Annotated in this window: 10 protein-coding genes; 4 read left to right on the top strand and 6 right to left on the bottom strand. The window is 73.9% G+C overall.

What is annotated here, in order from left to right:
- Positions 1 to 111: 111 nt before the first annotated feature.
- Positions 112 to 2,499 (top strand): SpoIIE family protein phosphatase, encoded by a 2,388-nt coding sequence (locus ACIQVT_RS13725; RefSeq protein WP_403751811.1) that lies wholly within the window; start codon positions 112 to 114, stop codon positions 2,497 to 2,499.
- A gap of 16 nt (positions 2,500 to 2,515) precedes the next feature.
- Here the strand turns inward: ACIQVT_RS13725 and ACIQVT_RS13720 are convergent, their stop codons facing one another.
- The 4 genes from ACIQVT_RS13720 to ACIQVT_RS13705 form a co-directional block, all read right to left on the bottom strand.
- Positions 2,516 to 2,959 (bottom strand): ATP-binding protein, encoded by a 444-nt coding sequence (locus tag ACIQVT_RS13720; RefSeq protein WP_403751664.1) that lies wholly within the window; start codon positions 2,957 to 2,959, stop codon positions 2,516 to 2,518.
- 255 nt (positions 2,960 to 3,214) lie between these two features.
- Positions 3,215 to 3,388: a CsbD family protein gene (locus ACIQVT_RS13715; RefSeq protein ID WP_403751662.1), complete on the bottom strand. Its 174-nt coding sequence runs from the start codon at positions 3,386 to 3,388 to the stop codon at positions 3,215 to 3,217.
- Positions 3,389 to 3,495: 107 nt separating this feature from the next.
- Positions 3,496 to 4,116 (bottom strand): DedA family protein, encoded by a 621-nt coding sequence (locus tag ACIQVT_RS13710; RefSeq protein ID WP_403751660.1) that lies wholly within the window; start codon positions 4,114 to 4,116, stop codon positions 3,496 to 3,498.
- Positions 4,117 to 4,162: 46 nt separating this feature from the next.
- Positions 4,163 to 4,345, bottom strand: coding sequence for a hypothetical protein (locus tag ACIQVT_RS13705; RefSeq protein ID WP_403751658.1), 183 nt, complete (start codon positions 4,343 to 4,345; stop codon positions 4,163 to 4,165).
- 354 nt (positions 4,346 to 4,699) lie between these two features.
- Between ACIQVT_RS13705 and ACIQVT_RS13700 the strand changes: the two genes are divergently transcribed.
- The 3 genes from ACIQVT_RS13700 (at position 4,700) to pgm (ending at position 8,952) form a co-directional block, all read left to right on the top strand.
- A complete protein-coding gene (locus ACIQVT_RS13700) occupies positions 4,700 to 6,178 on the top strand; it encodes an MFS transporter (RefSeq protein WP_403751809.1) in 1,479 nt (492 codons plus the stop codon).
- A gap of 164 nt (positions 6,179 to 6,342) precedes the next feature.
- Positions 6,343 to 7,182, top strand: a complete 840-nt coding sequence (locus tag ACIQVT_RS13695; RefSeq protein ID WP_403751656.1) for a chitosanase — start codon at positions 6,343 to 6,345, stop codon at positions 7,180 to 7,182.
- A 129-nt stretch (positions 7,183 to 7,311) separates the two neighbouring features.
- A complete protein-coding gene (gene pgm, locus ACIQVT_RS13690) occupies positions 7,312 to 8,952 on the top strand; it encodes a phosphoglucomutase (alpha-D-glucose-1,6-bisphosphate-dependent) (RefSeq protein ID WP_403751654.1) in 1,641 nt (546 codons plus the stop codon).
- 89 nt (positions 8,953 to 9,041) lie between these two features.
- Here the strand turns inward: pgm and ACIQVT_RS13685 are convergent, their stop codons facing one another.
- Together ACIQVT_RS13685 and ACIQVT_RS13680 are read right to left on the bottom strand one after the other, a co-directional pair.
- A complete protein-coding gene (locus ACIQVT_RS13685) occupies positions 9,042 to 9,959 on the bottom strand; it encodes an SGNH/GDSL hydrolase family protein (RefSeq protein ID WP_403751652.1) in 918 nt (305 codons plus the stop codon).
- A 220-nt stretch (positions 9,960 to 10,179) separates the two neighbouring features.
- Positions 10,180 to 10,437 (bottom strand): DUF5133 domain-containing protein, encoded by a 258-nt coding sequence (locus ACIQVT_RS13680; protein WP_403751650.1) that lies wholly within the window; start codon positions 10,435 to 10,437, stop codon positions 10,180 to 10,182.
- Positions 10,438 to 10,926 lie beyond the last annotated feature (489 nt).

Genomic DNA, 10,926 nt, shown 5'->3' with positions numbered 1-10,926 from the left:
GGGGACCCGGCGGCCGACGCGGTGCCGCCCGGCGTCCCGCTCGGGGAGCTCCCGGCCGTGGACGTGGTCCTGCCGGACCTCCCGGCGGCGGACCTCCCCGGGGTCGAGGTCGTGCTGCCGGAGATCCCGGCCGCCGACGTGCCCGCCACCTCGCCGGTCGGCCGGCTCGCCGCCACCGTGGAGCGGCTGCGCCGGGAGGTGCGGGCGGCGCAGGCCGAGGCCGAGGGCCGGGCGCTGGTCGAACTCGCCAAGGGCATCCTCGTCGAACGCCTCGGCTGCGGCCCGGCGCAGGCCGCGCGCCAGCTCAGCGAGCTCGCCGAGCAGGCGCAGATGACCCCGCTGGAGTTCGCGGTGGAGGTCATCAACCAGGCCGCCCGGGACCGCGTCTCGGAGGTCACCGAGGCGTTCCTGTCGGCCGCCGCCGCGGCCGACCCGGCCGATACCGCGGAGGGGTCCGCCGCCGTACGGCTGCGCGCCGCCGAGAGCGGTGTCCTCGCCGCCGACGACACCCAGGCGATGGCCGACTCGCTGCTCGACCACGCCCTGCGCCCGCTGGGCGCGGTCGCCGTGGCCATCTGGGCGGCCGGCTCGGACGGTTCCCTCTCCCTCGCGGGCAGCGCGGGCTTCCCGCCCGCGGAGGCGGCGCGCTGGCGCTACGTCCCGCCGGACGTGGCCACCGTGGCCCGGCGCGGCCTGAACCAGCCCGACGGGCAGTGGCTGCCCTCCCTCGCCGGGTCCGGGCTGCCCACGATCGGCCGGCGGGAGTACGCCGACGGCGCGCGGATCGCCCTGCCCGCCGGCGCGGGCGGCCGGATCTACGGCGTCCTGGAGATCGCCTGGCCCAAGCCCGAGGACCCGCTGCCGCGCCCGGTGATCCGGCAGGTGGAGGCGCTCGCCGAGCTGTGCGCGCACTCCCTGGAGACCACCGCGCCGCCGCTCGGCACGGACCAGGAGCCCCGGCTGCTGCCCGACGTGGTGGAACTGACGGACCTGGCGGACGGGCTGCACGACCCCGCCCTGGTCCTGGTGCCCCACCTGGACGACGCAGGTCAGCTGGTCGACTTCCGCATCCAGCACGTCAACAGCCGGTTCCTCGATCCCGCGGGCCGCCCCCGGGCCGTCGTGAACGGCGCCCTGCTGCTGGAGGCGTACCCGATGGCCGCCGGCGCCAGCGAGCTGTTCCAGCGGGTGGAGCGGGTCTACGCCACCGGCGAACCGTTCCGCGCCCACCGGATGCGGCTGACCGCGCTGGTCGACGAGGTGCCGCTGTCGGCGGTCGCCGGCATCAGCATCAGCCGGCACGGTTCCAGCGTGCTCCTGATCTGGCGGATCGAGGACGAGGCGGCCCGCCTGGCCAGCCTGCTCCAGCACGCCCAGCGGCTCGGCCGGATCGGCGGCTTCGAGGAGAACCTGCTCACCGGCGAGATCACCTGGAACGGCCAGCTGTTCAGCCTGTACGGCCGCCCGCACACCAGCCCCCCGGTCGCCCTCCAGGCCCTGCCCGCCCACGCCCACCCCGACGACGCGGTCGGTCTCGGCCGTTTCCTGCGCACCGTGCTGCACCGGCGCAGGCCCGCCTCGGCCGCGTTCCGGCTGCTGCGCCCGGACGGCGTCACCCGGCACATGCGCGTGGTCGCCGAGCCCGTCCTGGACACCGACGGCCAGCTCTTCGTCGTCCGGGGCGCCTACCAGGACATCTCCGCCCAGCACTGGACGGAGGTCGCGCTCGCCGCCACCCGCGACCAGCTCGCCCACACCGAGCAGCAGGCCGTGGAGCGCAACCGGCTGACCCTCCAGCTCCAGCACGCCATCATGCCGCCGGCGCAGGCCCCGCTCCGGGTGCCCGGTCTCCAGGTGGCGGTGCGCTACCGGCCCGCCGAGACGGAGAACCTGGTCGGCGGCGACTGGTACGACGCGGTGGCGCTGCCGTCCGGGCTGATCCTGCTGTGCGTCGGCGACGTCGCCGGACACGGTATCGAGGCGGCGACCAGCATGGTCGTCCTGCGCAACGCCCTGCGCGGCCTCGCGGTGACCGGCGCCGGACCGGCGCAGCTGCTGTCGTGGCTGAACATCGTCGCCCACCATCTGACCGGAGCGGTCACCGCGACCGCCGTCTGCGGTCTGTACGACGGTGAGCGGCGCACCCTGCGCTGGGCCCGGGCGGGCCATCTGCCGCCGGTCCTGGTGCGGGAGACGGACACCCCCGGGGGGCCGGAGGCGACCGCGCTGCCCCCGGTCAAGGGGCTGCTGCTGGGCGCCGTGCCGGAGGCGCGGTACGACGAGGAGGAGCTTCAGCTGGCCGTGGGGGACACCCTGCTGATGTACACCGACGGCCTGATCGAGCGCCGGGACCGCTCGGTGGAGGAGTCGCTGGCCCATCTGCTGGACACGGCGGGCGCCGTCTCCACCACCCTCGACCAGCAGCTGGACCGGTTGCTCACCTACAGCAGGTCGGACACCGACGACGACACCTGCATCATCGGCATAAGGGTGGCCTGAGCCGCGACCGGACCGGTCAGCCGGCTTCCGCGGTGAGGAGCGGCACGGTGGTGCTGACCCGCTTGCCCTGCGGCAGCCAGGTCACCTCCAGGCCCCGGGAGAGCATCGACACCAGGTTCAGCCCGTGGCCGCCGATCCGCCGGGGGTCGGGCGGGCGCCGCCGCGGCGGCTGCCGGGAGGTGTCGGTGACCGAGACGCGCAGCGCGCCGGCGAGCAGCTCCAGCCGCAGGGCGCAGGGGCCGGGCGCGTGCTTGGCCGCGTTGGTGACCAGTTCGCTGACGACGAGCTGGGCGTCCTGCACCGGGCGCCGCCCGAGCGCGGGCCGCACCTTCGCCAGCAGGGCGGCCACGGCGTCCCTCGCCTCGGCGATGCCGGATGCTCCGGCGTCCCAGGTGCGGTTGTAGCGCAGGGGCACCGAGCGGGCCTGGGTCGTCATGTACGTCCTGAGCGGGATGTCCATACCTCGTTGCCCTTTTCGTCCGGGGTGAGGGTCCCTTCCTGCACACAGGGGGCCGTCCGTCCCTGCCCGGCTACCCACTGGGCCGCCGGTCAAAGGGACGTTCCCGGGAAATCCTCCGGATGCGCTCGAATCGCTCCCGGATCGGGGCGGCGGCCGGGGGAGCGGCCGGGCCGGTGGGCGCGCACGACGGAACGGGTCCGGACCCCGCTCACGCGGGATGTCCGGACCCGTTCCACCGAGAGGTCGGCGCGCGCCTCAGTGCTTGAAGACGTCCTTCGCCTTCTCCTTGGCCTGCCGGGCGTCCCCGGTGGCGCCTTCCATGCGGCCCTCGGCCTCCAGGCGCTCGTTGCCGACGGTGCGCCCGGCGGCCTCCTTGAGCTTGCCCTTGGCCTGCTCCGCCTTGCCCTTGGCCTTCTGGTCGTCGGCCATCGCGTGTCACATCCCAACATCGACGCGGTCTGTGGTCGCTATTCGGATTACCGCTGTGCCACCGCGCAAACCAGGGGCCCGGCCGCGCACCCGGCGACCGGGCCGGTTCAGGGCTCGTGCCGCCGGCGCAGGACGTGCCGTACGACGAACACCGCGACGACGGCCGCGGCGGCCACGAGGACGTACGGCTGGTAGCGCCTGATCTGGTCGTACACCGCGGCGATGTGGCTGCCGGCGAGGTAGGCGAGCGTCGTCCACACGCCGACCCACAGGGCGGCGCCGAGGGCGTTGAAGGCGAGGAAGCGCCGCCAGGGCATGCCGGTGGTGCCGGCGATGATGCCATTGGCCTGACGCAGGCCCTCGACGAACCGGGCGACGGTGACGATCCGGCCGCCGTGCCGGCGGAAGAACTGCTCGGCGGCCTCGAACCGCTTCGGGGTCAGCAGGACGTAGCGGCCCCACCGGTGCACGAAGGAGCGCCCGCCGGTCCGGCCGATCAGGTAGCCGAGGTTGTCGCCGGCGACGGCCGCGACGAACGCGACGGCCGCCACGGCCGCGATGTCCAGCCGGCCGGCGCCGGCGTAGACCCCCGCCGCCAGGAGGATGGTCTCACCGGGTGCGGGGACCCCGAAGTCCTCGACGAGGACCACGGCGCCCACGGCCCAGTAGCCGTAGTGGCCGAGCAGCGGTTCCAGATGGGCCAGCGGTCCCGGCAGGGGTGGGGACATGCCTTCACCGTACGTCGGCGCGGCCCGGCGGTCGCCGGTGGGGCGGTCAGGGACCGACCGGGGCCGGTTCCTCGCCGTCACCGTGGTGGCGTTGGCAGGCGTGGCACAGTTCGTGGTCCCCGTCGCGGGTGACGACGGTCCCCCAGCCGAGGCACTGCTCGCAGTCGCGGGCGCGGCTCAGATCGGGGTGGGGAGGCAGGAGGGGGCTGCGGTGGGCTCCGTATGCCATACGGGGAGCGGCTCCTTGAAGTCGCGGGGAAGCGCCGGGTGAGGGGGTCGGCGGACGGGGTGACCACGTGTGGCACGCGGATCCACGCCTGACAACGCTGTCCGAACTGCCTCCATTATGTCCTACTTATGTGGGATGTCCAGGGTTTTGCGGCACTCGGTGCCGCTTCGCGGACATGCCCGCCGGACGCGCACCGCCGCAGGTCCGCGGGGAATGGGACGGGAGCCTTCCGTTTCTCGGCCGGTCGCAGGGGCAGGCGGTGATCACACGTGCGACACGAAGGAGACGCCGGTGAACGGTGCGACGTCCGGTGGGGAACGGCAGACGCGGGGCGGAACGAGGGCGCCGAGAGCCGTGGCGCGGCTGCCGCGCCAGGTCCGCGAGGAGCTGACCCGCAGGCTCCGGCGCAACCGGCGGGCCTTCGACACGGACGACGTCCAGGTCGTCGAGTCCCCGCTGCTCCGGCGCGCCGTGGGCGCCTCCGCGCTCGGCAACTGCATGGAGTGGTTCGACTTCGGTGTCTACAGCTACCTCGCCGCCACCATCGGCAAGGTCTTCTTCCCCGGCGCCTCCCCGACCGCCCAGCTCATCTCCTCGTTCGCGACCTTCGCCGCGGCCTTCGTGGTGCGCCCCCTGGGCGGACTGGTCTTCGGGCCCCTCGGCGACCGGGTCGGCCGGCAGAAGGTGCTCGCCACCACCATGATCATGATGGCGGCGGGCACCTTCGTCATCGGCGTCATCCCCGGCTACGCCACGATCGGCATCGCGGCACCCGTGCTGCTCCTGCTGGCCCGCATGGTCCAGGGCTTCTCCACCGGCGGCGAGTACGGCGGCGCCACCACGTTCGTCGCCGAGTACTCCCCGGACCGCCGGCGCGGCTTCCTCTCCAGCTGGCTCGACTTCGGCACCTTCGTCGGCTACGCCCTCGGCTCCGCCCTGGTCACCGCGCTGAACCTGGCGCTGACCGACGCGCAGATGCTCTCCTGGGGCTGGCGCGTGCCCTTCCTGATCGCCGGGCCGCTCGGCGTGATCGGCCTCTACATGCGCCTCAAGCTGGAGGAGTCCCCGGCCTTCCAGCAGCAGTTGGACGAGCAGGAGAAGGCCCTGGCGCAGGAGTCGGCGCGCAGCGAGTTCAAGGACATCGTGCGCAAGCACTGGCGGCCCCTGCTGGTCTGCATGGGCCTGGTCCTCCTCTACAACGTCACCAACTACATGGTCACCGGCTACCTGCCGACCTACCAGACCGAGACCCTGCACCGCTCCAGCGGCTCCGCGGACGTCCTGGTGCTGGTGGGTATGGTCTGGATCGTCGTACTGATCACGTTCATCGGTCGGCTCAGCGACCACGTCGGCCGGCGGCCGGTCTACGCCGTGGCCGCGGCCGCGATGATGGTGCTCGCCGTCCCGGCGTTCCTGCTGATCAAGGCGGACGGCACCTGGCTGCCCGTCCTCGGCGTGCTGATCCTGTCGACGCTGCTGGCCTGCTTCGCCGCGCCCAGCGCGGCCACCCTGCCCGCCCTCTTCCCGACCGCCGTCCGCTACGCGGCCATGGGCATCGGCTTCAACATCGCCGTGGCGGCCTTCGGCGGCACCACCCCGCTGGTCACCGCCGCCCTCGTCGACCTCACCGGCGACGACCTGATGCCCGCCTACTACCTGGTGCTGGCGGGTGCCATCGGCCTGCTCACCGTGCGGTTCCTGCCCGAGAGCGCCCAGGTCCCGCTCAAGGGCTCGCAGCCGATGGTCGGCAGCCGCGAGGAGATGCGCGACCTCATCAGCACCTCGAAGGAGCTGTACGCCCTGGCCGAGGAGGACGGGGCGCGGCACGGCTGAGTCCGGCGCCACCGGGGAGCCCGGGACGGGCGACGGGGCTTGTCCGATCCTACGAACTTGCCCCGCGTCGGCTTACCGGGCCGCACCACCTCTGATAGGAAACTTTCCTACCAGTGGGTGGTACGGACCGAACCGCCCACGCCCACCCCCCACTTGGAGCCCCTGTGGTGCACGCACACCGTGAACCGGCAGTCCCCGCCCGCCTCTCCCGCCGCAGCGTCGTCGCCGCGCTCGGCGCCGTCGCCGCGGGCACCGTGCTCGGCGTCTCCCGCGCGGGCACGGCCTCGGCCGCCGCGCCGGGCCTGGACGACCCGGCGAAGAAGGAGATCGCCATGAAGCTGGTGTCGAGCGCGGAGAACTCCTCGCTCGACTGGAAGGCGCAGTACAAGTACATCGAGGACATCGGCGACGGCCGCGGGTACACCGCCGGCATCATCGGCTTCTGCTCCGGCACCGGCGACATGCTGGACCTCGTCCAGCTGTACACCGACCGCAAGCCCGGCAACGTCCTGGCCAAGTACTTGCCAGCCCTGCGCCGGGTCGACGGCACCGACTCGCACGACGGCCTCGACCCGAACTTCCCCGGCGACTGGCGCAAGGCCGCCCAGGACAGCGCCTTCCAGCAGGCCCAGAACGACGAACGCGACCGCGTCTACTTCAACCCGGCCGTCACCCAGGGCAAGACCGACGGCCTGCGGGCGCTGGGCCAGTTCACCTACTACGACGCCCTCGTCATGCACGGTGACGGGGACGACCCGACCAGCTTCCGCAACATCCGCAAGCGCGCCCTGCGCACCGCCAAGCCGCCGGCCCAGGGCGGCAACGAGACCACCTACCTGAACGCCTTCCTGGACGCCCGCGTATGGGCCATGAAGCAGGAGGAGGCACACAGTGACACCAGCCGCGTCGACACCGAGCAGCGCGTCTTCCTGCGCAACGGCAACCTCGACCTGAACACCCCGCTCGACTGGAAGGTGTACGGGGACGCCTACCACATCGGCTGATCCCTGCCGCGTGCCGCCGGCCGGGCCCGGTGCGGTCCGGCCGGCGGGGTGAACATGCATGCCACGCCCCTGACGAGGAAAGATGGGCGGAGAGCGTACGACACCCCACCGATGCGGAGGAGCGGATTCATGCCGCACGAGCGAGCCGGCCGGCCGGCCGGTCCCGAGGACCTCGTCGACGTGGCCAGGCTGGTCACGTCGTACTACACGCTGCACCCCGACCCGGCCGACCCGGCGCAGCGGGTGGCGTTCGGCACCTCCGGGCACCGTGGTTCGTCCCTGGCGGGTGCCTTCAACGAGGACCACATCGCCGCCACCAGCCAGGCCATCTGCGAGTACCGGGCCGCCCAGGGCACCGACGGGCCCCTCTTCCTCGGTGCCGACACCCACGCCCTGTCCGAGCCCGCCCGGGCCACCGCGCTGGAGGTGTTCGCCGCCAACGACGTGACCGTGCTGATCGACAGCGCCGACGGCTACACGCCCACCCCGGCCGTCTCGCACGCGATCCTCACCCACAACCGGGGCCGCACCACCGGCCTCGCCGACGGCGTGGTCGTCACCCCGTCGCACAACCCGCCCGCCGACGGCGGCTTCAAGTACAACCCGCCGAGCGGCGGCCCCGCCGCCTCCGACGCCACCTCCTGGATCCAGGACCGCGCCAACCAGATCATCACGGGCGGCCTGAAGGACGTACGCCGGCTGCCGTACGAGCGGGCGCTCGCCGCGGACACCACCCGGCGCCACGACTTCCTCGGCGCCTACGTCGCCGACCTGCCCAGCGTGCTGGACCTGGACGCGGTCCGCGCGGCCGGAGTGCGCATCGGCGCCGACCCGCTCGGCGGCGCCTCGGTCGCCTACTGGGGCCGGATCGCGGAGGAGCACCGCCTCGACCTGACGGTGGTCAACCCGCACACCGACCCCGCCTGGCGCTTCATGACACTGGACTGGGACGGCCAGATCCGCATGGACTGCTCCTCGCCGTACGCGATGGCGTCCCTCATCGAGCAGCGCGACCGCTACGACATCGCCACCGGCAACGACGCCGACGCCGACCGGCACGGCATCGTCACCCCGGACGCGGGCCTCATGAACCCCAACCACTACCTCGCGGTCGCCATCTCCTACCTCTACCGGCACCGCGAGCAGTGGCCGGCCGGTGCGGGCATCGGCAAGACCCTCGTCTCCTCCACCATGATCGACCGGGTCGCCGCCGACCTCGGCCGTCCGCTGGTCGAGGTGCCGGTCGGGTTCAAGTGGTTCGTGGACGGGCTGGTCAGCGGTTCGCTCGGGTTCGGCGGCGAGGAGTCGGCCGGCGCGTCCTTCCTGCGCCGCGACGGCTCGGTGTGGACCACCGACAAGGACGGCATCATCCTGGCGCTGCTCGCCTCCGAGATCACGGCCGTCACCCAGCGGACGCCCTCGGAGCACTACGCCGGACTGACCGCCCGCTTCGGCGAACCCGCCTACGCCCGCATCGACGCGCCAGCGACCCGCGAACAGAAGGCGCTGCTGGGCAAGTTGTCCCCGGCGCAGGTCACCGCGGACACCCTGGCCGGCGAGGCGGTCACCGGCGTCCTCACCGAGGCGCCCGGCAACGGCGCGGCCATCGGCGGCATCAAGGTCACCACCGACAACGCCTGGTTCGCCGCCCGACCCTCGGGCACGGAGGACGTGTACAAGGTGTACGCCGAGTCCTTCCTCGGCGCCGCCCACCTCGCCCGGGTGCAGGAGGAGGCCCAGGCGGTCGTCGTGGGCGCGCTCGGCGGCTGACACGGCGGTGGGGCGGCCCCCGCGTCACGGAGGCCGCCCCACCGCGGTCCGCGGTCGCGGGTACGGGGTCGCGGGCGGGCCGCCGCGGCTCAGCCGCGTCCGCGGCCCGGGTGCAGCCGGTCCAGCACCGCCTGCGCCATGGCCGCCTCGCCCTTGGCGTTGGGGTGGGCGGGGGCAGCGGGGGAGGTCGGCTGGAGCGGCTCGATCCAGCGGTCGGCGGGCGCCTTGCACATGTCGTGGCCGACCGTCGGGGCGTAGGTGTCCACGTACGCGGCCCGGTTCAGGCCGGCGACCAGGCGCAGCATCAGGTTCAGCCGCTTCTCGGTGTCCCGCAGGTAGGCGAAGTCGCCGCGAGCGAAGGGAACTTGCGGGAAGCATCCACTGCCGTCGTCCGGCAGCAGGTCCGGGTAGCCGACGACGACCACGCGGGCGTGCGGTGCGCGGGCGCGCACGGCCCGCAGGACCCGGTCGACCTTCGGCGCGGTGCGCACGACCGCGAGGGCCAGTTCGTCGGCTCCGGACGCGTGGTAGGCCCGCTCGCAGGGGTCACCGGCCGGGTCCTGGGCGCCGAGCCGGGCACAGGTGGCTATGACGGGGCCGAACCCGACGTCGTTGCCGCCGATCTGGACAGTCACCAGGTCCGTGTGCCGGTCCAGGGCGTCGAGCTGGGGCCCGTTGCCGCCCTGGGCCCGCCACATCTCGGCGGTCGTGGCGCCGCCGCAGCTCACGTCCGTGAACGCGGCCGCCTCCGTCCGCTCCGCCACGATCGAGGGGTAGTTGTGGTCGGAGCGCGCGCACTCCGCGTCCACCTGCCGGGGTATGCCCGGACCGGAGGTGTAGGAGTCGCCGAGCGCGACGTAGTCGAGGGCGCGGCCCGCTCCGCCGGGGTGTGCCTCGGCCGGCGCCGTACCCGCCGCCACCAGGGCGCATCCGGCCAGCGCGGCCCCCAGTACGGCGGCCCGCCGCCGCTCGGCCCCTCCGGCCGCCGGGCCCTTGTCGTACGTCATGCGTTCTCCCCCCGCGCCGCTGCGTCGCGCGGACGGCGGCACCTCGGGAGCGGCCCTCGCGCGTTGACTGGGCCTGTATACCGTCCGGTAGGTCCCGCCGACCAGAAGCGGGAGCCGACGAGTTCGGGCGGGGTGCCCGGGTGACGGACCCGGAGGCCCGGTCCGTCACCCGGGGCCGGCACACCGGTGGCTTCGCCGTCGGCCGGTGTGCCGGCACGCGTCAGACCGCGGCCGCCGGTTCCGCCGGGCCCGCCACCTCCAGCAGCGAGTCGTCCTCCGGGCGGGCCCCGGAGAGCCGGTGCCGGGCCGCGATGACGGCCATGTCGACGTCCCGGGTGCCGGTGGCCACGCACAGCGTGTACGACACGTCCGCGAGCCGCTGCCGGGCCTCCGGGGTGCTCTCCTCGGCCCCGAGCAGCGTGAGGGCCTCGTACTGGGCGATGAGGTCCTGAAGTACCGCGGGGTGTGCCATCAGCATGTGTCCGCCTCCTGGTCGGCCGATGTGCGAAGTCGCAGCGCGATTACCCCCGTTCCGGCACGGCATGCCACCGGGCGGACCTCGGCGGACCTCGGCGGACCTCGGGGGAGGGGAGCGGGACTAGGCCCGGGGCGTCCGGACCGGCGTCCCGCCCCGGGGCCGCGACGGGTGTGGGGGCCTGGCGTCGGCCGCGAGTGCCCCGGAGTCGGGCCCGACGCCCGCTCCCACCGACACCGCTGAGTGGTGGACCTGGCGTCCGGGACCGGCGGCGCGCGTGTCGACGGCCCCGGGGGAGTTCCCCACCCGGCCGTCGACGGGGGCCGGTTGGGCGCCGGACATCGCCACCAGCATGCCGTCTGCTTCTCCGGCCGGAACGGCTACGGCGGATGCCGCAACGTGGGGTACGACCGCGTGAGCGGCGTCCGCCGCATCCGCTGGGCCGCCACGCCCGGTTGCCCGGCGAGGCGGTTCCCGTCCCCGCTGCCGGCG

The organism is Streptomyces sp. NPDC100445 (genome assembly GCF_044759735.1).
Taxonomy (GTDB): domain Bacteria; phylum Actinomycetota; class Actinomycetes; order Streptomycetales; family Streptomycetaceae; genus Streptomyces.
This window is presented reverse-complemented; position numbering and strand designations above follow the sequence as displayed.

Coding starts and splice junctions, on each gene's coding strand:
- ACIQVT_RS13705 (WP_403751658.1), bottom strand. CDS start 4,345: ATGGCATACGGAGCCCACCGCAGCCCCCTCCTGCCTCCCCACCCCGAT.
- pgm (WP_403751654.1), top strand. CDS start 7,312: ATGCCGCACGAGCGAGCCGGCCGGCCGGCCGGTCCCGAGGACCTCGTC.
- ACIQVT_RS13710 (WP_403751660.1), bottom strand. CDS start 4,116: ATGTCCCCACCCCTGCCGGGACCGCTGGCCCATCTGGAACCGCTGCTC.
- ACIQVT_RS13680 (WP_403751650.1), bottom strand. CDS start 10,437: ATGCTGATGGCACACCCCGCGGTACTTCAGGACCTCATCGCCCAGTAC.
- ACIQVT_RS13715 (WP_403751662.1), bottom strand. CDS start 3,388: ATGGCCGACGACCAGAAGGCCAAGGGCAAGGCGGAGCAGGCCAAGGGC.
- ACIQVT_RS13720 (WP_403751664.1), bottom strand. CDS start 2,959: ATGGACATCCCGCTCAGGACGTACATGACGACCCAGGCCCGCTCGGTG.
- ACIQVT_RS13685 (WP_403751652.1), bottom strand. CDS start 9,959: ATGACGTACGACAAGGGCCCGGCGGCCGGAGGGGCCGAGCGGCGGCGG.